This window comes from Burkholderia lata, assembly GCF_902499335.1.
Lineage (GTDB): Bacteria > Pseudomonadota > Gammaproteobacteria > Burkholderiales > Burkholderiaceae > Burkholderia > Burkholderia lata_B.
The window spans coordinates 39,200-63,336 of sequence record NZ_CABVQK010000026.1 but is presented as its reverse complement, the minus strand read 5'-3'; the positions used below and the strand labels follow the sequence as shown (position 1 = coordinate 63,336).

Annotated in this window: 22 protein-coding genes; 7 read left to right on the top strand and 15 right to left on the bottom strand. The window is 68.5% G+C overall.

Going from position 1 to position 24,137, the window contains the following annotated elements; all coding sequences use genetic code 11:
* Positions 1–115: 115 nt before the first annotated feature.
* The 4 genes from BCO18175_RS39380 to argS form a co-directional block, all read right to left on the bottom strand.
* Positions 116–889: an SDR family oxidoreductase gene (locus BCO18175_RS39380; protein ID WP_174917203.1), complete on the bottom strand. Its 774-nt coding sequence runs from the start codon at positions 887–889 to the stop codon at positions 116–118.
* A gap of 19 nt (positions 890–908) precedes the next feature.
* Positions 909–1,547: a thiol:disulfide interchange protein DsbA/DsbL gene (locus tag BCO18175_RS39375; protein WP_174989074.1), complete on the bottom strand. Its 639-nt coding sequence runs from the start codon at positions 1,545–1,547 to the stop codon at positions 909–911.
* A 69-nt stretch (positions 1,548–1,616) separates the two neighbouring features.
* Complete coding sequence (locus BCO18175_RS39370) at positions 1,617–2,552, bottom strand: SPOR domain-containing protein (protein WP_174989072.1); 936 nt, start codon at positions 2,550–2,552, stop codon at positions 1,617–1,619.
* A 106-nt stretch (positions 2,553–2,658) separates the two neighbouring features.
* Complete coding sequence (gene argS, locus BCO18175_RS39365; RefSeq protein ID WP_174989070.1) at positions 2,659–4,440, bottom strand: arginine--tRNA ligase; 1,782 nt, start codon at positions 4,438–4,440, stop codon at positions 2,659–2,661.
* 200 nt (positions 4,441–4,640) lie between these two features.
* On the opposite strand from argS, the gene BCO18175_RS39360 reads away from it, so the two are divergent.
* A complete protein-coding gene (locus BCO18175_RS39360; protein ID WP_011353361.1) occupies positions 4,641–4,964 on the top strand; it encodes a DUF1840 domain-containing protein in 324 nt (107 codons plus the stop codon).
* A 114-nt stretch (positions 4,965–5,078) separates the two neighbouring features.
* Here the strand turns inward: BCO18175_RS39360 and metH are convergent, their stop codons facing one another.
* The 5 genes from metH to BCO18175_RS39335 all read right to left on the bottom strand — a co-directional run bounded on the left by metH (position 5,079) and on the right by BCO18175_RS39335 (position 11,896).
* On the bottom strand, positions 5,079–7,796 hold the full coding sequence (gene metH, locus BCO18175_RS39355; protein ID WP_174989069.1) for a methionine synthase: 2,718 nt from the start codon (positions 7,794–7,796) through the stop codon (positions 5,079–5,081).
* Between the two features lie 42 nt (positions 7,797–7,838).
* Positions 7,839–8,909 (bottom strand): homocysteine S-methyltransferase family protein, encoded by a 1,071-nt coding sequence (locus BCO18175_RS39350; protein ID WP_174989067.1) that lies wholly within the window; start codon positions 8,907–8,909, stop codon positions 7,839–7,841.
* A 201-nt stretch (positions 8,910–9,110) separates the two neighbouring features.
* Positions 9,111–9,368 (bottom strand): BTH_I0359 family protein, encoded by a 258-nt coding sequence (locus tag BCO18175_RS39345; RefSeq protein WP_006477667.1) that lies wholly within the window; start codon positions 9,366–9,368, stop codon positions 9,111–9,113.
* A gap of 254 nt (positions 9,369–9,622) precedes the next feature.
* Positions 9,623–10,915: a DUF3108 domain-containing protein gene (locus tag BCO18175_RS39340; RefSeq protein WP_174989065.1), complete on the bottom strand. Its 1,293-nt coding sequence runs from the start codon at positions 10,913–10,915 to the stop codon at positions 9,623–9,625.
* A 114-nt stretch (positions 10,916–11,029) separates the two neighbouring features.
* A complete protein-coding gene (locus BCO18175_RS39335) occupies positions 11,030–11,896 on the bottom strand; it encodes an IclR family transcriptional regulator (protein WP_174989063.1) in 867 nt (288 codons plus the stop codon).
* 155 nt (positions 11,897–12,051) lie between these two features.
* Between BCO18175_RS39335 and BCO18175_RS39330 the strand changes: the two genes are divergently transcribed.
* The 6 genes from BCO18175_RS39330 (at position 12,052) to rfaE2 (ending at position 18,118) form a co-directional block, all read left to right on the top strand.
* Entirely contained in the window at positions 12,052–13,044 is a 993-nt protein-coding gene (locus tag BCO18175_RS39330) for a fumarylacetoacetate hydrolase family protein (protein WP_174974717.1), read from the top strand.
* A 137-nt stretch (positions 13,045–13,181) separates the two neighbouring features.
* Positions 13,182–14,009, top strand: coding sequence for an enoyl-CoA hydratase/isomerase family protein (locus tag BCO18175_RS39325; RefSeq protein WP_085042695.1), 828 nt, complete (start codon positions 13,182–13,184; stop codon positions 14,007–14,009).
* Between the two features lie 88 nt (positions 14,010–14,097).
* Positions 14,098–14,850: a PhaM family polyhydroxyalkanoate granule multifunctional regulatory protein gene (locus BCO18175_RS39320; RefSeq protein ID WP_174989061.1), complete on the top strand. Its 753-nt coding sequence runs from the start codon at positions 14,098–14,100 to the stop codon at positions 14,848–14,850.
* 24 nt (positions 14,851–14,874) lie between these two features.
* Positions 14,875–16,101: a patatin-like phospholipase family protein gene (locus BCO18175_RS39315; protein ID WP_174989058.1), complete on the top strand. Its 1,227-nt coding sequence runs from the start codon at positions 14,875–14,877 to the stop codon at positions 16,099–16,101.
* 465 nt (positions 16,102–16,566) lie between these two features.
* Positions 16,567–17,445, top strand: a complete 879-nt coding sequence (locus tag BCO18175_RS39310; RefSeq protein ID WP_011353352.1) for a diiron oxygenase — start codon at positions 16,567–16,569, stop codon at positions 17,443–17,445.
* 187 nt (positions 17,446–17,632) lie between these two features.
* Positions 17,633–18,118: a D-glycero-beta-D-manno-heptose 1-phosphate adenylyltransferase gene (rfaE2, locus tag BCO18175_RS39305; protein WP_129513070.1), complete on the top strand. Its 486-nt coding sequence runs from the start codon at positions 17,633–17,635 to the stop codon at positions 18,116–18,118.
* A gap of 16 nt (positions 18,119–18,134) precedes the next feature.
* Here rfaE2 and BCO18175_RS39300 read toward each other — a convergent pair whose 3' ends face one another.
* The 6 genes from BCO18175_RS39300 to BCO18175_RS39275 all read right to left on the bottom strand — a co-directional run bounded on the left by BCO18175_RS39300 (position 18,135) and on the right by BCO18175_RS39275 (position 24,106).
* Positions 18,135–18,377, bottom strand: coding sequence for a hypothetical protein (locus BCO18175_RS39300; protein WP_174989057.1), 243 nt, complete (start codon positions 18,375–18,377; stop codon positions 18,135–18,137).
* A gap of 203 nt (positions 18,378–18,580) precedes the next feature.
* Positions 18,581–19,381, bottom strand: coding sequence for a type III pantothenate kinase (locus BCO18175_RS39295; RefSeq protein WP_174989054.1), 801 nt, complete (start codon positions 19,379–19,381; stop codon positions 18,581–18,583).
* Positions 19,378–20,298, bottom strand: a complete 921-nt coding sequence (locus BCO18175_RS39290) for a biotin--[acetyl-CoA-carboxylase] ligase (protein WP_174989053.1) — start codon at positions 20,296–20,298, stop codon at positions 19,378–19,380. The genes BCO18175_RS39295 and BCO18175_RS39290 overlap by 4 nt, the downstream gene beginning before the upstream one ends.
* A 110-nt stretch (positions 20,299–20,408) precedes the next feature.
* On the bottom strand, positions 20,409–20,954 hold the full coding sequence (locus BCO18175_RS39285; protein ID WP_174989051.1) for a hypothetical protein: 546 nt from the start codon (positions 20,952–20,954) through the stop codon (positions 20,409–20,411).
* Positions 20,955–21,182: 228 nt separating this feature from the next.
* Entirely contained in the window at positions 21,183–22,028 is an 846-nt protein-coding gene (locus BCO18175_RS39280; protein WP_174989049.1) for a tetratricopeptide repeat protein, read from the bottom strand.
* Positions 22,029–22,036: 8 nt separating this feature from the next.
* Positions 22,037–24,106 (bottom strand): bifunctional 2',3'-cyclic-nucleotide 2'-phosphodiesterase/3'-nucleotidase, encoded by a 2,070-nt coding sequence (locus tag BCO18175_RS39275; protein ID WP_174989047.1) that lies wholly within the window; start codon positions 24,104–24,106, stop codon positions 22,037–22,039.
* Positions 24,107–24,137: the final 31 nt, after the last annotated feature.

The window sequence follows — 24,137 nt, the reverse complement described above, 5'->3', positions numbered from 1 at the left end:
GACGGAGAGACGGAGAGACGGAGAGACGGAGAGACGGAGAGACGGAGAGACGGAGAGACGGAGAGACGGAGAGACGGCCCGCGAAGCTTCGCGCGGGCCGGTGCTCGCCGGAGTGTCAGTGTGCGCCAGCCTTCGGCTTGCGTGGTGCCTTCTCGAACAGGCGGTCGTACAGCCAGCGCGGCAGCACGTGCAGCACCTTCGCGACGACACCCATCTGCCACGGAATCACGCGGAACGCGTGCTGCCGCGCGATCGCCCGGGCCGCACGCGCGGCGAAGCGGTCGGCGTCCATCAGGAACGGCATCCGGTACGGGTTGTGCGCGGTCATCGGCGTGCGGATGTAGCCGGGCGCGATCGTCACGACGCCGACGCCGGCCGGCCGCAGCTCGACGCGCAGCGATTCGAGGTACTTGATCGCGGCCGATTTCGATGCGCTGTACGCACCGGAGCCGGGCAGGCCGCGCACGCCGGCCACGCTCGCGACACCGACCAGCGTGCCGTGTCGCGTGGCCGTCATCGGGCCGACGAACGGCTCGAACGTCGCGACCATCCCGTAGTAGTTGATGTCCATCACGTCGCGGAACGTCGGGAGATCGCCCTGGCCCGTGACGGCGCCCTGGCTGATGCCTGCGTTCGCGATCACGACGTCGGGGCAGCCGTGCGTCGCGATGAACGACGCGGCGGCCGTCGCGAGCGCGTCAGCGTCGCGCACGTCGGCGGAATAGACGGAGATGGACAGCTTCGGGAAGCGCCGCGCGAACGCATCGAGGGCATCGGTGCGTCGCGCGACGAGTGCGAGCGTGGCGCCCTGGCGGGCGTATTCCTCGGCCATCGCGAGGCCGAGGCCGCTCGATGCGCCGGTGATGAAGACCTTCAGCGGAGTAGTCATGCCGGCGCGCGGATGGGGATCAGAGCTTCTTGTCCTGAACCTGCTTCACGAGGAAGTCGAGCACCTGGGCAGTACCCGGGATGCTGTTCGCGTAAGCGGGGCCCGTCTTGTACTTGCCCTGGACGACGACCGTCGGCACGCCGTCGATCGCGTAGTCCTTCAGCAGCTTGGCCGACTGGTTCACTTCGCCCTGCACGCTGAACGAGTTGTACGCGTCCATGAACTGCTTCTTGTCGACGCCCTGCGTGGCCAGGAAGTCGGCCTGCGCCTGCGGCGTCAGCAGGTAGTTCTTCTGCTTGTGGATCGCGTTGAAGATCGCCGGCGTGACCTTCTCGGAGATGCCGAGCGCGGACACCGCGTAGAACAGCTTCGAGTGCGGGACGAAATCGTCACGGAATGCGACCGGGACGCGCTTGAAGTCGATGTTGTTGCCCTGCTTCTTCACCCAGGCTTCGATCGTCGGCTCGAATTCGTAGCAGTGCGGGCAGCCGTACCAGAAGAACTCGATCACCTCGACCTTGCCGGCCGGTGCGGACACCGGCTGCGGCGACTTCATCACCTCGAAGTCCTTGCCGGAGACCGGTGCGGCGGGCGAAGCCTGTGCGAGGCCGGCGACCAGGCCCAGGGACAGAAGGAGCGTGCTAAGCAGTTTTTTCATGTTGTGAACGTCGAATCAGTTGCTCGGGTTACGGGACGTAACGGGTTCTGGGTGGGCTCGGCCGGTTGCTTACTGCTTCGTGAAGCGGATCACCGCCGTGTCGACACCTGCATCGGACAGGCGCTGGCGGGCCGAGTTCATATCCTCGAACTTCGAGAACGGGCCGACGCGCACGCGGAAGTACGTCACGCCGCTGACATCGCGCTTCGACACCTTCGACTCGAAGCCCTGGAAGCCGAGGCGCGCGCGCTGCTGCTCGGCGTCGCCTTCCGTCTTGTACGCGCCCACCTGCAGGAAGTAGCCGGTATTCGCGTCGTTCGCGGTCGGCGGCTTCGCTGCCGCGGCGGCCGTGGCCGACGAGGTCGGCTTCGGCGTGTTCGCGGCCAGTTGCTGTTGCTGCTGCTTTTGCGCGGCGGCTTGCTGCGCCTGCTTCTGCGCGGCGAAGCGGGCGAGGTCGTCCTCGCCGCCTTGCTGCTGTTGCTGCTGTTGCTGCTGGGCTTGCTGCGTCTTCTTCGGCGGCGGCGGCGGCGTGGTGTCGGCCGGCTTCGGCGCGACGGCGACGCCGTTGCCCGAGGACGTATTGCCCGACGACGTGTTGTTCGACGCGGTCGTGTTGTTCGAGCTGCCGGTGTTGTTCGAGCCGCTCGACCCGTTGGCCTGCGGCGGCACTTCGACGATCTGCGGCTCGGGCAGCAGGCCGCCCTGGGTCTGGTTCGCGGCCTGGCCGGGCGCGGTGTTCGGCGGCGCGGGCTGCGCGGCCTGCGGCACCGGCTGGCCCGGCGTCTTGCCCTGCAGCGCGCGGTTCGGATCGAACTGCTGCGGCTGGCTCGCGCCGTTGTCGGCCGGCGGCGGCGCGACCTTCGACACGAACGGCGACGGGGAACGCGTGATGTAGAGCGCCACCACCACGGCGATCGCGAGGCCGACGATCAGGCCCAGCACGATTCCAAGAAATGTCCCTCCGGCTTGTTTCGATTGCTTCGAAGTTCGGCGTGGTTGTGCCATTGCTTGAGTCACCTGCAAAAAGAATCGTGAAAAGGCCGCGGCGGGCACCCGATGACGGGCGCTCCTGCCGCAGCCATTCGCTGCCCGGTTCGGGCCGCTTGCTGCCTTACATCTTGGCGGGCGCGGACACGCCGAGCACCGCCAGGCCATTCTCGAGCACCTGCCGGGTCGCGGCGAGGAGCGCGGCGCGCGCATTGCGCGGTGCTTCGTCGTCGACCAGCACGCGCTCCGCATTGTAGAACGAGTGGAATTCGCCAGCGAGGTCGCGCAGGTAGAACGCGACAGCGTGCGGTGCCAGCTCGTTCGCTGCGTGCGTGAGCATGTCCGGGTACTCGGCCAGCTTCTGCATCAGCGACGCCGCTTGCGCGCTCGTCAACTGCGACAGGTCAGCGCCCGGCAGCTGCGCGACGTCGACGTTGTAGCGCGACTTCAGCTCGTTGAGCACCGAGCAGATCCGCGCATGCGCGTACTGGACGTAGTAGACCGGGTTTTCGTCGTTCTGTTTCAGCGCGAGGTCGATGTCGAACACGAACTCGGTATCGGCCTTGCGCGAGATCAGGAAGAAGCGCACCGCGTCACGGCCGCGCGTGATGGTCGCTTCGTCGATCAGGTCGGGCGCCGCTTCCTGGCCCGCCGCCGCGCCACCCGACCATTCGATCAGGTCGCGCACCGTTACGTAGCTGCCCGCGCGCTTCGAGATCTTCACTTCCTGGCCGTCGCGCATCACGGTGACCATCTTGTGCAGCACGTAGTCGGGGTAGCCCTTCGGGATCCCGATGTGCAGGCCCTGCAGGCCGGCGCGCACGCGCGCGATCGTGCCGTGGTGGTCCGAACCCTGGATGTTGATCACCTTCGTGAAGCCGCGCTCCCACTTCGTCACGTGGTACGCGACGTCCGGCACGAAGTACGTGTACGTGCCGTCCGACTTGCGCATCACGCGATCCTTGTCGTCGCCTTCGTCGGTCGTGCGCAGCCACAGCGCGCCGTCCTGCTCGTAGGTCATGCCGGCCTTGATCAGCGCGCCGACCGTCTTCTCGACGCGGCCTTCGCTGTACAGCGACGACTCGAGGTAGTACTGGTCGAACTTCACGCCGAATGCCTGCAGATCCATGTCCTGCTCGCGACGCAGGTACGTGACCGCGAACTTGCGGATCGCGTCGAGATCCTCGACGTCGCCCGTGCCCTTGACCGGCTCGCCGTCCGACGCGGCGACCGTTTCGCCGCTCAGGAAATCGCGTGCGATGTCGGCGATGTATTCGCCGTTGTACGCGGCTTCCGGCCAGCCCGCGTCGCCCGGCTTCAGGCCGCGTGCGCGCGCCTGCGTCGAGATCGCGAGGTTGCCGATCTGCACGCCTGCGTCGTTGTAGTAGAACTCGCGGTGCACCGCGTAGCCCTGGCTCGCGATCACGTTCGCGAGCACGTCGCCGAGCGCGGCCTGGCGGCCGTGGCCGACGTGCAGCGGGCCGGTCGGGTTTGCCGACACGAATTCGAGCAGCACCTGCTTGCCTTTCTCGCGATCCGACGTGCCGAACGCGCGGCCCTGGTCGAACACGGCGGCGATCACCGCCTGCTTCGCGGCGGCCGACAGGCGCAGGTTGATGAAGCCGGGGCCGGCGATTTCGGCGGCTTCGACGAGGCCTTGCGCGCCCGGCTGGGCGGTGAGGGCGGCGACGATCTGCTCGGCGAGCTGGCGCGGGTTCGTGCCGAGCGGCTTCGCGAGCTGCATCGCGACGTTGCACGCGACGTCGCCGTGCGCGGCGACCTTCGGGCGCTCCAGCGTGATGACGGGGGCGACGGATGCGGCGTCGGCGCCTTTCAGCGCGTGTGCGACCTGCTTGACGCTATCCGCGAGCAGGGCTTCGAGGGTCTGTTTGTGTGCTGGCAGCATGCTGGTAGAAGGCTTCGTTGGTGGTGGCCGGAAACGCCGGGCCGCCGGCGCGCTTTTTAAGCGCGCGTTTCAGGGATCGCAGAATTTTAACAGGTGCTAATATGCCGCTCAGGCGGCCCGCGTCCGCGAGGCCGGGCGCCGGTCAGCCGGCGTTCCCCAACCGCGCCGCGCAGGCACAACAAGATGAAAAGGGAATTGTCATGATTACGTTCAAGAGCAAGGCGGCACAGGATCTCGACGTGCTGAAGGATTTCGCCGTGTATGTGCTGGGTCTCGTCGGCAAGCAGCTGGGCGAGCGCGGTGTGATTACGCACGACGAACTGGACCACGCGATCGCCAAGCTGGAAGGCGCGGTCGCGCAGGCGAAGCAGGAGCGCGCCGAGCACGCCGGCCATTTCCACGAGGACGAGGCCGACCACGCGCACCACGAAGTGCCGCCGAGCCTGGCACAGCGCGTCGCCCCCTTCCTCACGATGCTGCGCGAAGCGAAAGCCGGCGAAGCCGACGTGCACTGGGGCTTCTGAGCCTGCTTGCCCGGTCGTCCGAAAGGATCGAAAGGCAGAAAAAAGCCCGCTTTCGAGCGGGCTTTTTCTTTTGTCTGACAATAACGCGCGGCGGCGCGTCCGTCGAAGCGTCGATCAGAGCTGCGGCGCAAGCGCGCGGCGCGCGTCGTCGAGCGACAGCGCCATGCGCTGCGCATAATCCTCGAGTTGATCCTGCCCGATTTTGCCGACCGAGAAATACGTGCTGTCCGGGTGCGCGAGATAGAAGCCCGACACGCTCGCGGCCGGCAGCATCGCCAGCGAGTCGGTCACGCTCATGCCGATCTCGTCCGCGCGCAGCACGTCGAACATGTCGCGCTTCACGAGGTGGTCGGGGCAGGCCGGATAGCCGGGCGCCGGGCGGATGCCCGCGTACTTTTCCGCGATCAGCGCATCGTTGTCGAGCGTTTCGCCGCTCGCGTAGCCCCACAGCTCGCGCCGCACGCGCGCATGCATCGCTTCCGCGAAGGCTTCCGCGAAGCGGTCGGCGAGCGCCTTCAGCATGATCGCGCTGTAGTCGTCGTGGTCGGCTTCGAACTGCTTTTCCTTCGCGTCGACGCCGAGGCCGGCCGTCACCGCGAACATCCCGATGTAGTCGGCGACGCCCGATTCCTTCGGCGCGATGAAATCGGCGAGCGAGCGGTTCGGCCGCATCACGCCGTCGACCACTGGACGCACGCTCTGCTGGCGCAGGTTGCGCCACGTGAGCAGCACTTCCGAGCGCGACTCGTCGCTGTAGATCTCGATGTCGTCGCCGTTGACGGTATTCGCCGGCAGCAGCGAGATCACGCCGCTCGCGGTCAGCCAGCGGCCCTGGATCAGGCGCGCGAGCATCGATTTCGCGTCGGAGAACACGCGCCGCGCCGATTCGCCGACGATCTCGTCGTTCAGGATCGCCGGGTACGGGCCCGCGAGATCCCAGGTCTGGAAGAACGGGCCCCAGTCGATGTACTGCGCGAGCTCGTTCAGGTCGTAGTTCTTGAACACGCGGCGGCCGATGAACTTCGGCTTCACCGGCTGGTAGCCCGCCCAGTCGACCTTGGTCTTGTTCGCGCGCGCTTCGGCGAGCGTGACCATCGGCTGCGCCTTGCGGTTCGCGTGCTGGTCGCGGATGCGTTCGTAGTCGGACTTCAGCTCGTCGAGGTACTTCGCCGCGCCTTCGTCGGACAGCAGGCTCGACGCGACCGACACCGAGCGCGACGCGTCCGGCACGTAGACGACCGGGCCTTCGTAGTGCGGCGCGATCTTCACGGCCGTGTGCACGCGCGACGTCGTGGCGCCGCCGATCAGCAGCGGAATCTTCTTCACGCGGAAGTAGTCGTCGCGCTGCATTTCGGACGCGACGTACGCCATTTCCTCGAGGCTCGGCGTGATGAGGCCCGACAGCCCGATGATGTCCGCGCCCTCGACCTTCGCCTTCGCGAGGATCTCGTTGCACGGGACCATCACGCCCATGTTGACGACTTCGAAGTTGTTGCACTGGAGCACGACCGACACGATGTTCTTGCCGATGTCGTGCACGTCGCCCTTCACGGTCGCGATGACGATCTTGCCCTTCGCGCGCACGTCGCCGCCCGCTTCCGCGAGCAGGCGCTTTTCTTCCTCGATGAACGGGATCAGGTGCGCGACCGCCTGCTTCATCACGCGCGCCGATTTCACCACCTGCGGCAGGAACATCTTGCCCTGGCCGAACAGGTCGCCGACGATGTTCATCCCGTCCATCAGCGGCCCTTCGATCACGTTGATCGGCCGGCCGCCGGCCGCGTCGATCTTCGCGCGCACTTCTTCGGTATCCTCGACGATGAAGTTCGTGATGCCGTGCACGAGCGCATGCGAGAGCCGCTTCTCGACCGGCTGGTTGCGCCACTCGAGGTTCTCTTCCTTCTTCGCGCCCCCCGCCTTGAACTTGTCGGCGATTTCGAGGAGCCGGTCGGTCGAATCGTCGCGGCGGTTCAGGATCACGTCCTCGACGCGCTCGCGCAGCTCGGCGTCGAGATCGGCGTACACGCCGAGCTGGCCCGCATTGACGATGCCCATGTCCATCCCCGCCTGGATCGCGTGGTACAGGAACACGGTGTGGATCGCCTCGCGCACCGGGTCGTTGCCGCGGAACGAGAACGACACGTTCGACACGCCACCGCTCACCTTCGCGTACGGCAGGTTCTGCTTGATCCAGCGGGTCGCCTCGATGAAGTCGACCGCGTAGTTGTTGTGCTCCTCGATGCCGGTCGCGACCGCGAAGATGTTCGGGTCGAAGATGATGTCTTCCGGCGGGAAGCCGACTTCGTTCACGAGGAAGTCGTACGAGCGCTTGCAGATCTCGGTCTTGCGCGCGTAGGTGTCTGCCTGGCCGGTTTCGTCGAACGCCATCACGACGGCCGCCGCACCGTAGCGGCGGATCAGGTTCGCGTGGTGGCGGAATGCGTCCTCGCCTTCCTTCAGCGAGATCGAGTTGACGATCGCCTTGCCCTGCACGCACTTCAGGCCCGCCTCGATCACCTCCCACTTCGACGAGTCGATCATGATCGGCACGCGCGCGATGTCCGGCTCCGACGCGATCAGATTCAGGAAGCGCACCATCGCCGCCTTCGAATCGAGCATCGCCTCGTCCATGTTGATGTCGATCACCTGCGCGCCGTTCTCGACCTGCTGGCGCGCGACGGCGAGCGCCTCGTCGAACTGGCCGTTGAGGATCATGCGTGCGAACGCCTTCGAGCCGGTGACGTTGGTGCGCTCACCGACGTTGATGAAGAGCGTCCCGGACGTGACGTTGAACGGCTCGAGGCCGGCGAGGCGCATCATGTGATCGGTCATGGCGGTGCGAATTCTGGTGATGAAGGGCGTGGGGCGGTCGGGTCAGGCGTTGTCGCTGTACTGGTTCGGCCAGCGGCGGCGCGGCTTCACGTCGGCGAGCGCCTTCGCGATCTCGGCGATGTGCTCGGGCGTCGTGCCGCAGCAGCCGCCGGCGAGGTTCACGAGCCCGGCCTGCGCGAATTCCTTCAGGAGGCCCGACGTGACGTCCGGCGTCTCGTCGAAGCCCGTCTCGGCCATCGGGTTCGGCAGGCCCGCGTTCGGGTAGCACGACACGTAGGTATCGCACAGCTTCGCGAGCTCGGCGATGTACGGGCGCATCAGCGCCGCGCCGAGCGCGCAGTTCAGGCCGAACGTGAGCGGCTTCGCATGGCGCAGCGAATTCCAGAACGCCTCGACCGTCTGGCCCGACAGGATCCGGCCCGACGCATCGGTGACGGTGCCCGAGATCATGATCGGCAGGCGCTCGCCGGTGTCCTCGAACAGCTCGTCGAGCGCGAACAGCGCGGCTTTTGCGTTCAGCGTATCGAAGATCGTTTCGACGAGGAACAGGTCGACGCCGCCGTCGAGCAGCGCCTTCGCCTGCTGGTAGTACGACGCGCGCAGCTCGTCGAACGTGACGTTGCGTGCGCCCGGGTCGTTGACGTCCGGCGAGATGCTGGCCGTCTTCGGCGTCGGCCCGATCGCGCCCGCGACGAAGCGCGGCTTTTCCGGCGTCGCGTATTTCTCGGCCGCTTCGCGTGCGAGTTTCGCCGATTCGATGTTCATCTCGACGACGAGATCTTCCATCTCGTAGTCGGCCTGCGCGACGGTCGTCGCGCCGAACGTGTTGGTCTCGACGATGTCGGCGCCGGCCGCGAAGTACTGGTCGTGGATCTCGCGGATGATCTGCGGCTGCGTGATCGACAGCAGTTCGTTGTTGCCCTTGATGTCGCGCGGGAAATCCTTGAAGCGCTCGCCGCGATACGCGGCTTCGTCGAGCTTGTAGCGCTGGATCATCGTGCCCATCGCGCCGTCGAGGATCAGGATGCGCGATTTCAGCAGCGCGGGCAGAGCGGCGCCGCGCGTGTAGGGTGCGTCGAGCGGGACGGAAGCGGCGAGAGGAGTCGCAGACATGGGCGAAAGACCGGCGAAGACGGGAAAACCGTCATTGTAGCCGGTGCGCATGGGCGCCGCCCGGCCTTGCGCCGCGCCGGCCGGCCCGCCAAATGAAAACCCCCGCCGGCGAACCGGACGGGGGCATGATCGGAGTGCTCGCGGCGCCGCATCGATGCGCGGCGAATGGCCCGGCCGCGTGAGGCGCCGGGCCGCGGGTCGTCAGTGCAGCACGACCGGCATCATCATCAGGCTGTCGAATTGTCCGAGGAATTCGTCGACTTCGTCGAGCGACGGCTCATCCTCGATCAACTGCTTCACGTGCGCGCGGAATCGTTCGGCAAGTTCGCCGTCGATGAAGATTTCGCGCTGCGCGTTCTTGTCGACGATTTCGTATCCGCCGGCATTCATCAGGTGGTGGCCGGCCTGCGGCGCGAATTCGACGACGCAGTAGTTGGGGCTGTTGTAGATCATTTGCATGGCGGCACTCCTCTTCGCAGTGGCATCTGGCCTTGTTGTCCCCTAGGTGGGGCGAGCCTTGCCGGTTTCAAGGGGCTTGCGCTGCACACCCCGTTCCCGTTTGCGTGGGGTGTATCGGTTAGAAGCCGATGTCTATGAAACGTTTCCCATTGTCTGCCGGTGGACTGAAATAGTTGTTAAAGAGTGTCATCGGCCATTTCACGGAAATCTGTAATCGGTCGAAATTGCCGAATCGCGTGCGTTCGCGCGCGAGTTCACTGTGTGACAGGCGATGTGACAGGCGGTGACGCGGGCGGTGCAGCCGGTACTGCGGCCGGTTGTGCCGGCGGTTGCACGGTGGCCGGCGGCGCGGGTTGTGCCGGTTCCGTGGTCGGTGCGCCCGATGTATCGGGCGTCGGTGTACCGGCGGGCGCACGCGTGGTGGCGCCTGCCGGCTCTTCGTCGGACGGCGCGCCCGGCGCCGCGAGCCGGCCATGCCACAACAGCTCGATCTGCGCGCCGTTCGGTTCGGACTGCACGAGCCGCGCGGGCAGCCAGCCGAGCGACGGCGCGAGCCACATGTCGATGCGGCGCGTGTCGCCGTCGCGCCGCGGCAGGCGCATGAAGTGCCGTGCGCCGATGATGCCGGCCTGCGTCTGCACCTGCTCGTCGCCGATCACGGTGATCGGCCAGGTCTCGCCGCTGTTGTTGTCGATCACGAAGAACTGCTGTGTGACGCCCGGCTTGTACGCCGACGGATTGCCGCGCACGAGCCCCGACAGCTGCATCAGCATGCTGAAGCGATCCTGTACGCCGTCGGGCAGCGGCGCGTTGTTCGGCGTGCGGGTGAACACGACCTGCCGGATCTCGCGGTTGAAGATCGCGATGTCTTCCGGCCGCTTGCCGCGCTTCTCGACGTAGCGGTCGGGCGCGACGCCGAACGCGTCGATGCGGCCTTCGCTGCGATAGGTGAACGGGCCGACGAACGGCACGGGCATCGACACCGACAGGTCGTAGGTGCGCCCGTCGGTGCGCCAGTGGATCGTGCCGATCATGTTCTGCATGCCGTTGTAGAACGTGTCGTACTGCAGGTCGCCGGAGGGCGGCGCGGTGAACTTCACGCCGTTCGTCGCGGGGCCCGGCGTCGCGGCACTGGCGGCGCCGGCGGCCGACGCGGCATGTGCGCCCGACGCGTCCGGCACGCCGCTCGCCGCGGACGCGGCGGCCGGCGGCTCGCCGTGTTCGGCCGTTTGCGTCGATGTGAGGACCGGCTCAGGCGCGGGTTTCGGTGCGGCGGCCTTCGGGGCAGCCGGGGCGGGCGCGTCCGGCTGCTCGACGGGCGTCGGCGCAGGCGGCGCGGGCTGGCGCTCGATCGGCTGCGGTTTCAGCAGCTCGATCTGCACGGGGACTTCGGCGGGCGCGGGCGGCGTGAACGCGTCGCGGTTGCGCATCAGCCAGAACGCGGCGAGCGCGTGCAGCACCAGCACGATGACGAGCGCAACGCCCACGCGCAGCCAGTGGCGGGGCAAAGCGTGACTCGGGCGGGTGTCGGCAGGCTGCATGGGCATCGGAACAGGATCGGGGCGCTCGCATGACGTCGGGCGCGCGGCGCACGCCACAGGAATCGGACTGTCGAATGCGCCGCGCGTTCGCGCTGCGTGACGTGGCGGGTACCGGATGCGTCAGGCGTCGCGCGCGTCCGGACTATAGCCGAGTTCGTAAGACAGTTTCTGCGCGTATGCGCGCAGCGCGGTGTCGATCTCGCCGCCCCATGCAATGTCGAACGAGCCTTCCTGGCCGAGCGCGACGATCGCGAGCGCGAGTTCGCCGACCGCATCGAACACGGGCATGCAGAACGCGTGGATCGTCGGCAGCAGCATCCCCTCGACGCGCGCGGCCTCGTGCTTGCGCACGTCGGCGAGCACCGTGTCGACCTCGTCGAGCGTGCGCGGGCCGCCGTGGTGCGGCGAGCGGCGCGTATCGGCGAGTTCGCGCTCGAGCATCGCGGCGGTCTTGCTGCGCGGCAGGTACGCGGCGAACAGCAGCCCCGTCGCGGAGCCGAGCAGCGGCATCACGTCGCCGAGCTTCAGCGACGCCTTCGCCGGGTGGCTCGATTCCATCCAGTGCACGATCGTCGGCCCCTGGTTGCCCCACACGGCGATGCCTACCGTCTGGTCGAGGCGGTCGCGGAATTCGGTCAGCGCGATCCGCGCGAGCTTCACGCCGTCGACGCGCGCGAGCCGCGCGAGCCCCATCTGCAGCGCGAAGCCGCCGAGCTCGTAGCGGCCCGAGACGGGATCCTGCGACACCACGCCGAGCCGCGAGAAGCTGACCAGGTAACGGTGCGCCTTCGCGGGACTCATTCCCGCTCGTTGCGCGAGGTCGCGCAACATCATCGCGCGCGGCTCGCTCGTCAGCACGTCGAGCAGGCGGAAGCCGACCTCGATCGACTGGATGCCGGAACGGACCTTCTCGCCGTTCTCGCCGGAAGCGGCGTCGTCGGTGTCGGAGTCGGCGAGATCGTCGTCGGGAAGCGGGCTGGCAGGCATGGGCGGCAGGTGCGCGAAAATGCGGCAGGGATCGGTCTGAAAATCGGGCCGAAAAATCGGGGCGAAAACGGCGCGCATAATCGCGGCGCGCCGCAGGGATTCACCATCGTAAAATAGATTCCCTCCATCGTCACTACAACGGCAGAGTCCCCCTTATGAAACTTGCTTCGCTGAAGGACGGCACGCGCGACGGCCAGCTGATCGTCGTGTCGCGCGACCTGCACACCGCGGCGATCGCCGACGCGATCGCGCCGACGCTGCAGCGCGTCCTCGACGACTGGGCGTTCTACGCGCCGCAGCTGCGCGACCTGTACGACGCGCTGAACCATGGCCGCGCGCGCAATGCCTTCGCGTTCGATCCGGCCAACTGCATGGCGCCGCTGCCGCGCGCGTTCCAGTGGGCCGACGGTTCCGCGTACGTGAACCACGTCGAGCTCGTGCGCCGCGCGCGCGGCGCGGAGATGCCGCCCGAATTCTGGACCGACCCGCTGATGTACCAGGGGGGTAGCGACGATTTCCTTGGGGCCCGCGACGACGTCGTGTGCCCGTCCGAGGAATGGGGCATCGATTTCGAGGCGGAAGTCGCGGTGATCACCGGCGACGTGCGGATGAGCGCGACGCCCGACGAAGCGCTGAAGGCCGTGCGGCTCGTCACGCTCGTGAACGACGTGTCGCTGCGCAACCTGATCCCGGCCGAGCTCGCGAAGGGCTTCGGCTTCTTCCAGAGCAAGCCGGCCACCGCGTTCGCGCCGGTCGCCGTGACGCCCGACGAGCTCGGTGACGAATGGCGCGAAGGCCGCGTGCACCGGCCGATGATCGTCCACTGGAACGGCAAGAAGGTCGGCCAGCCCGATGCGGGCACCGATATGGTGTTCCACTTCGGCCAGCTCGTTGCGCATGCGGCGAAGACGCGCAACCTGCGCGCCGGCTCGATCGTCGGCTCGGGCACGGTGTCGAACAAGGATGCGAAGCGGGGCTACTGCTGCATCGCCGAGAAGCGCTGCCTCGAGACGATCGAGCACGGCGCGCCGCAAACCGAGTTCATGCGCTACGGCGATACCGTGCGCATCGAGATGTTCGACACGGCCGGCAAGTCGATCTTCGGCGCGATCGAGCAGTCGGTCGCGCCGCCCGACGGCGCGGCGTAAGTCACGCGGAGCACGCAGCGCTCCGCTTTCGCGAAACCCGGGCACGGCCCGCGCGCCGGGTTTCGCCTGATGTTTGCCCGCGCGGGCTTGGCTACACTCGATTCAGGGGTTCGAGAACCTCGAGCAAGGAGCAGCGCATGGCCAATCTCGCCGCGTACGGCGGTTACGAAGCACTGAAGGTGACGCGCCGCGATCATGGCGTGCTCGACATCGTGATGAGCGGCGAGGGCGCGAACCGCAGCGGCCTCGCGACCGCGAACGCACGCATGCATCGCGAGCTCGCCGATATCTGGCGCGACGTCGACCGCGATCCCGACACGCGTGTCGCGGTGATCCGCGGCGAAGGCAAGGGCTTCTCGGCGGGCGGCGACCTCGCGCTCGTCGAGGACATGGCGAACGACTTCGACGTGCGCGCCCGCGTGTGGCGCGAGGCGCGCGACCTCGTCTACAACGTGATCAACTGCAGCAAGCCGATCGTCTCGGCGATGCATGGCCCGGCCGTCGGCGCGGGGCTCGTCGCCGGGCTGCTCGCCGACATCTCGATTGCCGCAAAGGATGCGCGCATCATCGACGGTCACACGCGGCTCGGCGTCGCGGCCGGCGACCACGCGGCGATCGTGTGGCCGCTGCTGTGCGGGATGGCGAAGGCGAAGTACTACCTGATGCTGTGCGAGCCCGTGAGCGGCGAGGAGGCCGAGCGGATCGGGCTGGTATCGCTCGCGGTCGAGCCGGCCGACCTGCTGCCGAAGGCCTACGAAGTGGCCGAGCGGCTCGCGCACGGTTCGCAGTCGGCGATCCGCTGGACCAAGTACGCATTGAACAACTGGCTGCGCACGGCCGGGCCGACCTTCGATACGTCGCTTGCGCTCGAATTCATGGGATTTGCCGGGCCCGATGTGCAGGAGGGCATCCGCTCGCTGCGCGAGCGGCGCCCGCCCGAGTTTCCCGGCGACGCGCCGTTCTGACACGCGCCGGCGCTATGATCGATCCAGGCGCGGCTCGCGCGACGCATGGCGGCCGCCTCGCTCTCACCCAGTCAACCAGGATGCCCGTATGACCACCGATGCCTCCGGCTCCAACCCTTTCGCCGGCTTTGCCGGCTTCAAGCCCGCCGACATGATGGACCGCATGTGGGACATGATGCGGATGTCGCCGTTCGGCGGGATGACGTCGTTTCCTGGCGCTACGCAAGGGCTGCCGCCGTCGCTGTCGAGCATGTCCGACATGATGGCGCCGCTCACGAGCGTCGAGGAGCTCGACAAGCGGATCACCGATCTGCGCGCGGTCGAGCAGTGGCTGAAGCTCAATCTCGGAATGCTGCAGTCCGCAATCCAGGCGCTCGAGGTGCAGCGCGCGACGCTCGCGACGCTGCGTGCGTTCGGCGCGTTCGCGCAAAGCTCGATGTCGGCGGCCGAGGAAGCGGCCGTCGCGGCCGCGCACGCGGCGAAACACGCGTCGGGCGACGCATCGCCGGCACCGGATGCCGGCGCGTCGGATGCGGCGGCGGGCGACGCCGCGCAGCAGGCCTTCGACCCATCGGGCTGGTGGAACCTGCTGCAGTCGCAGTTCAACCAGCTCGCGAGCCTCGCGATGGCGCAGCCGGGCATGCAGCCCGCCGCGCCGGGCGATGCGCCGGCGGACGCGGCCGCTTCGCCGGGGTCGGCCGCGAAGCCGGCTCCGGCCGCCGCCGCGCCGCGCAAGCCCGCCGCGAAGCGCGCGAAGTCTGCCGGTTCGGCCGGCTCGGCCGCGGCGCGTGCGGCAGCTGCTTCGTCGCCCGAAACCCGTCCGCCGAAGCGTTCGACGTGACGCGGCGCAGGTAGCAGGTCGATCATGCGGCTCGCGCTCGTTCTGATGGGAGGCGGCGCACGTGCCGCCTATCAGGTCGGCGTGCTGAAGGCGCTGGCCGAGATCGCGCGCGAGGCCGATCCGCAGCGGCACACGCTGCCGTTCTCGGTCGTGTGCGGCTCGTCGGCCGGTGCGATCAACGCGACGTCGATCGCGAGCCACGCAGACGACTTTTCCCATGGTGTGCGGCGCCTGCTCGAATTCTGGGAGCCGTTGCGCGCCGATTACGTGTATCGCACCGACTGGCTCGGCATCGCGGCCGCCGGTGCGCGCTGGCTCGCGACGATGACCTTCGGCTGGGCGGCCCGCCGTTCGCCGCGCGGGTTGCTCGACAACACGCCGCTCGCGCACCTGTTGCAGCGCGAGCTGAGTTTCCACCGGATCGAGCAGATGCTCGAGGCGCGCCTGCTGCACGCGCTTGCGATCACTGCGCTGAGCTATTCGAGCGGCCGGCACCTGACGTTCTACCAGGCGGCTCAGCCGATCCAGGCGTGGCGGCGCGCGCAGCGCACCGCGCGGCTCGTCGACCTGTCGGCGTCGCACCTGCTCGCGTCGTCGGCGATTCCGTTCGTGTTCCCGGCCGTGCCGCTCGTGCTCGACGGGCAGATCGAATACTTCGGCGACGGCTCGATCCGGCAGATCGCGCCGCTGTCGCCGGCGATCCACTTCGGCGCCGACCGGATCGTCGTGGTCGGTGCGGCCGACCCGCGGCCCGAGATTCCGGCTGCGAACGGCACCGGGCTGGTACGCGGCTACCCGACGCTCGCGCAGATCGGCCAGCAGGTGCTCGCGAGCGTGTTCCTCGACTCGATCGGCTCGGACATCGAGCGCATCGAGCACATCAACCGGATGATCGAGCACCTGCCGCACCAGGTCGAGGTGGACAGCGGCTGGCGGCACGTCGACGTGCTCGCGATCGCGCCGTCCGAGCGAATCGAGCTGATCGCGGCGAAGCACCTGAAGCAGATGCCGGCGACGATGCGCGGGCTGCTCGGTGCGATCGGCGGCAGCCAGCCGGCCGGCGCGTCGTTCGCGAGCTACCTGCTGTTCGAGGAGGCGTTCACGCGCGAACTGATCGAGCTCGGCTACCGCGACGGGCGCGCGCAGCGCGACGCGCTGGCCGGCTGGATCGCGCTGGCGGACGGCGGCAGCGCGTCGGCCGCCGGCACGCCGCCGGAAGACGGCCTCGCGACCGGCGAAATACGGGTCTGACGCGCCGAAATGGTGCATGGTTGCGTTTTCGCGACGGTCGGCCGCGACCGATCGCCGCACTGCGATTGGCGGAGCACGACCTGCCAGGCGTCTCGGAACCGTCATGGACGCGTGCTATCATGGCCGCCGCCGTATACACCATATCGAACAGCCCGCCGATCCGGCATCCGCACGGGACCCTTCGGGGAACCCGCCTGGGGCAGGGGACGGGCTCGTCAGCGAGCCGGCCAGCGCCGGCCCCCACTCAGGCAAGCGCAGCCGGTTCCGTTCGAGCGGAGCGCGGCTGCGGCATGCCGCAACGGCGGCGGCGCGGCCGCCCGGCTGCCGGACGAGCAATCAGCGTCCGGCCGGCCGGTTTCACGCGTAAAATTACAGTCTTGGCTGCAAAAAGCGCGCGTGGCGCGCCTTTGCGGCAACAGTCACGTTTAGAGAAGTCGCATTGCGCAGAACAGGGGTGGGACCATCATGAACACGATGCTTTATCCGGAACTTTACAGATCGCTCGAGGCTGTCCGCTGGGACATGGAGAAGGACATTCCGTGGGACAAGTTCGACGCTTCGCTGCTCACCGACGAGCAGGCGAAGACGATCAAGATGAACGCGATCACCGAATGGTCGGCGCTGCCCGCGACGGAAATGTTCCTGCGCGACAACCAGCACGACAGCGACTTTTCCGCGTTCATGAGCGTGTGGTTCTTCGAGGAGCAGAAGCATTCGCTCGTGCTGATGGAATACCTGCGCCGCTTCAAGCCGGAAATGGTGCCGACCGAGGAGGAACTGCACGCGGTGCGTTTCCAGTTCGATCCGGCGCCGCCGCTCGAGACGCTGATGCTGCACTTCTGCGGCGAGATCCGCCTGAACCACTGGTACCGTTGCGCGGCCGACTGGCACACCGAGCCGGTCATCAAGCAGATCTACGAAACGATCTCGCGCGATGAAGCGCGCCATGGCGGCGCGTACCTGCGCTACATGAAGAAGGCGCTGAACAACTGCGGCGACGTCGCACGTGCCGCGTTCGCGAAGATCGGCGTGCTCATGGCGTCGGCGCGCCGCACCGAGAAGCCGCTGCACCCGACCAACCTGCACGTGAACCAGGCGCTGTTCCCGCGCGACACCGTGCAGTCGCGCCTGCCCGATCCGGAATGGCTCGAGCGCTGGCTCGACGAGCAGATCCGGTTCGACGGCGAGTGGGAAAAGAAGGTCGTCGAGCGGATCCTGCACAACCTGTCGATCCTGTTCGAGCGCACGTTCGCGACCGCGCAGGAGCTGAACCGCTACCGCAAGGAAGTCACCGGCCGCCTGCAGGCTGAAAGCGGTCCGTCGTCGGCCGCGCAGCCGGCCTGAGGTCGGTTGGACGGCTGGCGCCGCAGCCGGTGCGCGTTGCGCCGGCCGCGTGGCCGGTTGGTCCGGTTCGCATTCGTTGCATGAAGCCCGCCCGGCCGGTCCGGCGGGCTTTTTATCTGGCGCCGCCGCCGCGTTCTGCCGTCCGGTCCGCCGCGCGCGCCGTTGTTCATTCCGTCCAGCTCCCACCATGTCCGCTACCTTCGAACGCAAGCTGATCACCCGTGATGCCCTCGTCGCCCTGCGCGCGTCGCTGCCGTCGCCTGTCGTGTTCACCAACGGCGTGTTCGACATCCTGCATCGCGGCCACGTCACGTATCTCGCCGACGCGAAAGCGCTCGGCGCATGCCTGATCGTCGGCGTGAACAGCGACGCGTCGGTGCGCATGCTCGGCAAGGGCGACGACCGCCCGATCAACCGCGAGGACGACCGCGCGGCGCTGCTCGCGGCGCTGGAAAGCGTTGACTGGGTCGTGAAGTTCGAGGAAAAGACGCCCGTGTCGCTGATCGAGGCCGTCCGGCCGGACATTCTCGTGAAGGGCGGCGACTACGACATGGATGCGTTGCCGGAATCGGCGCTGGTGCGCGGCTGGGGCGGCCGTGCGCTGGCGATTCCGTTCGAGCACGATCGCTCGACCACCGCGTTGCTGAAGAAGGTGCGCGCGCAGCAGTCCTGAGCGCGGCCCGGCGCCGTCAGGGCGCGGACGCCGCGAGCGGTTCGGCCGTGACGGCCGGCGGCGCGATCGGGCCGCCGATGACGGGCTGGTCGGTTGCGCGCGCGAGCGGCGTCACGCGCAGCACATCGGGCCGTACCTGCCGCGCCAGCACGCCCGGTTCGCGCGGGCCGGCCGCCGGCAGCGGCCCGAACACGCCGCGCGCCACCACGAACGCAAGCATGTTGGCGAGAAAGAGAACAGCGATCAGCCAGCGCAGCATCGTCGACACTCCTCGTCGTCATTGACGTGGTTCACGTCATTCAATCGGGCCGGCCGCATCGCCGGCTTTTTCATTCCTTCCGTTCTTCCGTTGACCGTGCGCGCGGGCGGCTGTCGTCGCGCGCCCCGCCTTTCACCGTCATCGTGACGCAGGCCGCCCGGGCATGCGTTGCCGTGCGCCGGCGCGATGCCGGCGCCTTTCCGTCACTCCTGCGCTGCCGTAGCGGTGGCCGCTTCCGCGGCAATCAGCGCGAGCCCGGACAGGATCAGCGCATCGTGCCGCGTATGCGGGAGCGTCAGCGCACGCGCGACGTCGTCCGCCGCGCCGCCGGCCAGCACGAGCCGCACGGGCGCTTGCCACGCATCGCCAAGATCGCGCCACGCGCGTTCGATCAGCCCGGCCTGCGCGTACAGGCAGCCGGCTGATAGCGAGCGCGGTGTGTCGACCTGGAACGGTTCTGCCTGCGCACCCGCGAGCAGGCCGCTCGCGATGTCGGTGGTCAGTGTCGGCAACTGAGCGGTGTGCGTGCCGAGCGCGCGCATCATCAGCGCCCAGCCCGGTGCGATCAGCCCGCCCGTGAAGCGGCCGTCCGCGCGCAGCGCCTCGAGCGTCGTCGCGGTGCCGAACGTCGCGATCAGCAGGTGCTCGCCGGGAAACGCCGCGTGCGCGCCGATCAGGCCGGCCCAGCGGTCGCTGCCGAGCTGGTCGGGCGTCGTATAGCCGTTTGTCACGCCGCATTGCGCGGGCTGCGAGCGGATCGTCGTGCGCGGCAGGCCCGGCCAGCGCGCGTCGAGCAGCGCGTCGAGCCGGGCGGCCACGTCGGCGCCCGCGACGTTCGAGATCCACGCGCCGCGCGGGCGCGCCAGGTTCGACCAGTCCGGATCGGCACCGCCGTCGCGTGTGTGGCCGAACGCGCCCGTCTCGACGAGCGTGCGCTGCGCATCGGCGAGCGCCCACTTGATCCGGCTGTTGCCGGCGTCGATCAGCAGGTGCGGCTCGTTCATTGCACTTCGCGCAGCGACACGTCGCCGGCGGCGATCGCCTGCACGCCGTCCGGCGTGTCGAGCAGCAGCTGGCCGGTCGCGTCGATGTCCGTCGCGATGCCGCGCGCGCGTTCGACGCCCTGTTCGAGCAGCACGACTTCGCGCCCCGCGTACGCGTGCAGCGCATGCCAGCGCGGCAGGAACGGTGCGAGCCCTTCGGCGCCGAACTGCGCGAGCGCGGGCGTGAGCGCGTTCAGCGACGCGGCGAGCGTATCGGTGAGGTTGGCTGATGCGCACGCGATCGACAGCGCGGCGGGCGGCAGCCCGCTCGCGAGCGCCGCTTCGCGCGCGCGCAGCGCGTCGACCTGTGCGGCGACGGCTTCCGCGCCGCGCACGTTGATGCCGAAGCCAATCACGACGGCGGTGGCGTCGGCGCTGGCCCACGCGGTTTCGATCAGGATCCCGGCGAGCTTGCCGACGATGCGCGGCGTACCGTCGTCGGTGGCCGTCAGCAGCAGGTCGTTCGGCCATTTGAGCGCGACGCGGGAGCGGGCGTCGAGCGGCAGGGTGGCCAGCCCTTCGGCGAGCGCAACGCCGATCGCGATGCTGAGGCCGCCGAGCGCGTCGACGGGGCGCGGCACGATGCAGCCGACCGAGCACAGCAGCGCATTGCCGGGCTGCGCGAACCACGGGCGGCCCTGCCGGCCGCGGCCGGCCGTCTGCTCGAACGCGACGCGCACGAGCGGCGCGGGCAGCGCGTTCGCGTTGCGCGGCAGCGCCTTGAGCCGGGTGGCGACGTCGGCGTTGGTCGAGCCGGTGGCGGCGACGATGTCGAGCGGCCACGCACGCGGCGCGGCGTCCAGGTGCGCCTCGAGCCGGTTGCGCGCGATGTGCGCGTCGCCGGAATCGGGCGTGTCGGAGGAGGTGGGGGCGTTCATGGCGCCTATTGTAGCGACAGGGGGCGGTGGCGCGCGTCGGACGACACGCGCGGCTGAGGAGGGCGGCGCGCGGCGGCCCGCATGCGAGCGGCGCCGCAGCGCCGCGCGCCTCAATGCTTTTCCATCCGCTCCAGCGCCTTGATGTCCTCCTCGGACGTCATTTCGCAGGCGAGCAGCGTCTTGCCCTTCAGCGCCGGGCCCTGGCGGGCCGACACGAGGATCAGCGCACCGCCCGGGCCACGGACCGTCAGCCGGCGCGAATAGCCGACGGACGACGCGCCGAGCAAGTGGCCCTTCTCGAGGGTGAGCTGGTAGCGTTTCGCGAGCTGGTCGGCGACCTCGCCGTCCACGAGCACGCCGATTCCGGTACTGACGAACACGACCTGCTGCGTCGTGAAGCCGTCGCGGTGGATCGGCTCCGGCAGGCGATAGACCGCGGCACCCAGCATCGACTCGTCCGGTTTCGGATCGGCCGCCTTGGCGGTGTTGTAGATCGAGTCCATCAGGTCCGACGTGAACGGCGGCTTGCAAAGCGCGGCATTGAAGATGTCGGTCTGGGCGGGCGGCGCGGCGAGTGCGGTGAGCGGCGCGCCGGCAATGGCAATAGCAACGGCGCCGACGGCAGCGGCACCAAGCCTCGAAAGGCGATGGGACATGGATGCAGTTCTCTCAGGTTTTATTGTGAGGCTGCATGGTAATGCATCGCCGCATGCCGAACGGTCGGCGTGGAGCGGCCGGATGGCGGCAATGCAACCGGCGCGCACGCCCGCGCCCCGCGCTCGATTCCGTTGCCGGGTGATCGATGCGCGGGGCGTCGGGGCATGCGCGTCATGCAGCCGGTGTGATGCCGGTTCGTGCGCGCGCGCTTGTGTGCGGAAGAACCGTTACGGCGCGACGACCGGGTGCTTCAGCGCGTGCGCGGTCTCGATCCACTGCGCGTGGAATTCGTCCGCGTCGGGCTTGAGCCCGAGTTCGCCGTTGCGATAGGCCATCGCGAGCGTCTGCACGGCTTCCGGCAGCTCGTGCTCGGCGGCGCGGCGATACAGCGCCAGCGCGCGCGCCTCGTCACGCGGCACGCCGCTGCCTTCGCGGTACGCGTTCGCGAGCATGAAGTCCGCGGCCGGGATGTCCGCGTGCGACGCGATCTCGAACCAGTGCGCGGCCTGCACGGGATCGGCGGCGATGCCGTAGCCGCTCCGATAGATCAGCCCGAGGTAATACGCGGCGGCCGGGTCGCCCTGCGCGGCCGCTTCGCCGAGCAGCGTGCGGGCGCGTGCGTAGTCCTTCGGCATGTCGCTGCTGCCGAGCAGCAACGCCTTGCCGAGCGCGAGCTGCGCACGCCGGGCGGCCGGCGCGTCGGCCTTGCTGTCTGCCGTCGCGGCCGTTTCCAGCCAGCCGCGCCCCTCGTCGCGCAGCCCCGGTTCGCGCGCATCGACGAGCGCGATGCCGAGGGCCGCCTGCGCGTCGCCCGAGCCGCGCCGCGCCAGCGTGCGCAACTGCGCGAGCGCGTGCGGCTCGGTGGCCTGCGTGACCATTGCCTGCCACTCGTCGAGCTGCGCGGCGCTCGGCGCGGGGCCGGCGCCGCGCAGGCCGGTCGCCGCCACGACGGCCGCGACGGTCACGGCCGCCGCCGCGAGCAGCGCGGCCGGCGGGAGCTTCGCGCGCAGCAGGCGCCGCGTGGCGGCGGCGAGGCCGGTTTCAGCCGGCCGCATCGTCCGGATCGGTTGCATCGCGTGTCTCATTGCGTGAGGTCGATTTCGTAGGTGGCGAGATTCTTGCCCGAGCCGTCGTCGGCCGTGACCTGCGTGATGCCGATCAGGCCGGCCGCCGCCGCGTCGCCGAGGCGGTTCGGCGCGGACGCGAACTGCACGTGCGCGACCGAGCTCGCGAGCTTCGTGAAGCGCCAGCTGCGCTGCGCACCGTCGGCCGCGCGCGTGATCGCGCCGCGCTTTTTGATGAACGCGATCAGTACGTCGCGGTTCGCATCGGGCGACGCGAAGATCGTCTTGCTGCCGTCGAGGCCCGGGAAGTTGCCGCCGCCGCTCGCGCGGTAGTTGTTGGTCGCGACGATGAACTGCGCGTTCGGGTCGAGCGGCACACCCTTGTACGTCAGGTTCTTGATCCGGCTGCCGACTGCCTGCGTGACGTCGATTTCATACGCGAGATCGGCCGACGTGAACATGTCGAAGTTGTAGCCGGGGAACGTACTGACGAGCGGCTGCACGGTCGCCTTGGTCGGGTCGATGCGGTTGAAGCGCTTTGCAGCGGTTTCGAGCCAGTTCTTCACGTCGGCGCCGCTCACCTTCACCGCGTACACGGTGTTCGGGTACAGGTACAGGTCGGCCGCGTTGTTGATCGCGAGCGCGCCCGGCGCGACGTCGGTGTAGTCGGTGCCGCCGCCGAAGCCGCTCTTGAACGGCGCGCTGACCGACAGCACCGGCAGCGACGCGTATTGCGGCAGGTTCGCCTGCACGTAGGTCTTCACGTAGTCGGCCTGCGCCTCATTGACGATCTGGATCGCGCCCGGGTCGCCGACATCGGCGAAGTACGAGTTCATCCGGTAGTCGGTCGAGCCGATCGGCGTCTTCACGTAGTCGATCGTCGCCTGGTGCTCGGCGGCGATCGCGGCGGAGACCGAAGGATCGGCCGCGACATAGCTCTTGTCGGCGTTCTGGATCGGCCGCGCCTCGACGGTCGTCAGCGACTTGTCGACGCTCCACGTCTTGCCGTCGAACTTCAGGCCGAGCTTGATCACGCCGAGGTGCTTGCCCCAGTAGTTGGCCATCACGGTCGGCACGCCGTTGACGGTGCCCTTGACCTTGTCGACACCCGGCAGGTTGAATTGCGACACGGTGCTGTTCGCGTCCGGGAACACCTGGTGCGAGTGGCCGATCAGCATCGCGTCGATGCCGGTCACCTTCGACAGCCACCAGCTGCCGTTCTCCATCGTCGGCGAATACGCGGAATTGTCGAGGCCGCCGTGCGAGATCGCGACGACGAGATCGGCACCCTTCGCGCGCATCTCCGGAACGTACTTCTCGGCGGCTTCCTTCAGGCCGGTCGTGTAGACCTTGCCGTCGAGCCAGCGCTTGTCCCAGTTCATGATCGCGGGCGGCGTGAAGCCGATGATGCCGATCTTCACGGGCGCGCTGACCGTCTTGCCGTCCGGCGTCGTCGCGGTCACGGTGCGGGTCAGGATCGTGTACGGCGTGAACAGCGGCGCGTTGGTCTTCGCGCTGATCACGTTCGCGAGCACTTGCGGGAAGTTCGGGCCCGCGCACTTCTTCTGCTGGGCCGGCGCCGGCAGGCCGTCGACCTCGAACGTGTTGCCGGTCACCTGCGACAGGTACGGCAGCCCGTAGTTGAATTCGTGGTTGCCGATCCCGCCGCCGTCGAATTTCGCGGCGTTCATCACCTTGTAGATCGCGAGCGTCTGGTCGCAGCCGATCGGCTTCACGAGCGCCTGGTAGTCCGACAGCGCGGTGCCCTGGATCGTGTCGCCGTTGTCGAGCAGCAGCGTGTTCGGATACTGCGCACGCGCTTGCGCGATCAGCGTCGACACGCGCTCGAAGCCGAGCGAGTTGTCGGCGGCGAGCTTGAAATAGTCATACGACAGCACGTTGGTGTGCAGGTCGGTCGTCTCGAGCAGGGCGAGCGTGGCCGTCGTGCCGACGGGCGCCTGGGCTGCCGGAGGTGTCACCGGCGGCGAGGTGACGTCGTCGCCGCCACAGGCGGCGAGGATGAAGGCGAGGCTGGCGAGCGCGGCGATGGCCGGCATGCGACGGCGGGAAAGCAGGGGGAGACGCATCGGTTGTCCTGTTCGGTGTTCTGTTTTTGAA

Bases quoted from the DNA above. Each gene is read 5' to 3' on its own strand.
- BCO18175_RS39380 (WP_174917203.1), bottom strand. From the start codon at position 889: ATGACTACTCCGCTGAAGGTCTTCATCACCGGCGCATCGAGCGGCCTC.
- BCO18175_RS39375 (WP_174989074.1), bottom strand. From the start codon at position 1,547: ATGAAAAAACTGCTTAGCACGCTCCTTCTGTCCCTGGGCCTGGTCGCC.
- BCO18175_RS39370 (WP_174989072.1), bottom strand. From the start codon at position 2,552: ATGGCACAACCACGCCGAACTTCGAAGCAATCGAAACAAGCCGGAGGG.
- argS (WP_174989070.1), bottom strand. From the start codon at position 4,440: ATGCTGCCAGCACACAAACAGACCCTCGAAGCCCTGCTCGCGGATAGC.
- BCO18175_RS39360 (WP_011353361.1), top strand. From the start codon at position 4,641: ATGATTACGTTCAAGAGCAAGGCGGCACAGGATCTCGACGTGCTGAAG.
- metH (WP_174989069.1), bottom strand. From the start codon at position 7,796: ATGACCGATCACATGATGCGCCTCGCCGGCCTCGAGCCGTTCAACGTC.
- BCO18175_RS39350 (WP_174989067.1), bottom strand. From the start codon at position 8,909: ATGTCTGCGACTCCTCTCGCCGCTTCCGTCCCGCTCGACGCACCCTAC.
- BCO18175_RS39345 (WP_006477667.1), bottom strand. From the start codon at position 9,368: ATGCAAATGATCTACAACAGCCCCAACTACTGCGTCGTCGAATTCGCG.
- BCO18175_RS39340 (WP_174989065.1), bottom strand. From the start codon at position 10,915: ATGCCCATGCAGCCTGCCGACACCCGCCCGAGTCACGCTTTGCCCCGC.
- BCO18175_RS39335 (WP_174989063.1), bottom strand. From the start codon at position 11,896: ATGCCTGCCAGCCCGCTTCCCGACGACGATCTCGCCGACTCCGACACC.
- BCO18175_RS39330 (WP_174974717.1), top strand. From the start codon at position 12,052: ATGAAACTTGCTTCGCTGAAGGACGGCACGCGCGACGGCCAGCTGATC.
- BCO18175_RS39325 (WP_085042695.1), top strand. From the start codon at position 13,182: ATGGCCAATCTCGCCGCGTACGGCGGTTACGAAGCACTGAAGGTGACG.
- BCO18175_RS39320 (WP_174989061.1), top strand. From the start codon at position 14,098: ATGACCACCGATGCCTCCGGCTCCAACCCTTTCGCCGGCTTTGCCGGC.
- BCO18175_RS39315 (WP_174989058.1), top strand. From the start codon at position 14,875: ATGCGGCTCGCGCTCGTTCTGATGGGAGGCGGCGCACGTGCCGCCTAT.
- BCO18175_RS39310 (WP_011353352.1), top strand. From the start codon at position 16,567: ATGAACACGATGCTTTATCCGGAACTTTACAGATCGCTCGAGGCTGTC.
- rfaE2 (WP_129513070.1), top strand. From the start codon at position 17,633: ATGTCCGCTACCTTCGAACGCAAGCTGATCACCCGTGATGCCCTCGTC.
- BCO18175_RS39300 (WP_174989057.1), bottom strand. From the start codon at position 18,377: ATGCTGCGCTGGCTGATCGCTGTTCTCTTTCTCGCCAACATGCTTGCG.
- BCO18175_RS39295 (WP_174989054.1), bottom strand. From the start codon at position 19,381: ATGAACGAGCCGCACCTGCTGATCGACGCCGGCAACAGCCGGATCAAG.
- BCO18175_RS39290 (WP_174989053.1), bottom strand. From the start codon at position 20,298: ATGAACGCCCCCACCTCCTCCGACACGCCCGATTCCGGCGACGCGCAC.
- BCO18175_RS39285 (WP_174989051.1), bottom strand. From the start codon at position 20,954: ATGTCCCATCGCCTTTCGAGGCTTGGTGCCGCTGCCGTCGGCGCCGTT.
- BCO18175_RS39280 (WP_174989049.1), bottom strand. From the start codon at position 22,028: ATGCAACCGATCCGGACGATGCGGCCGGCTGAAACCGGCCTCGCCGCC.
- BCO18175_RS39275 (WP_174989047.1), bottom strand. From the start codon at position 24,106: ATGCGTCTCCCCCTGCTTTCCCGCCGTCGCATGCCGGCCATCGCCGCG.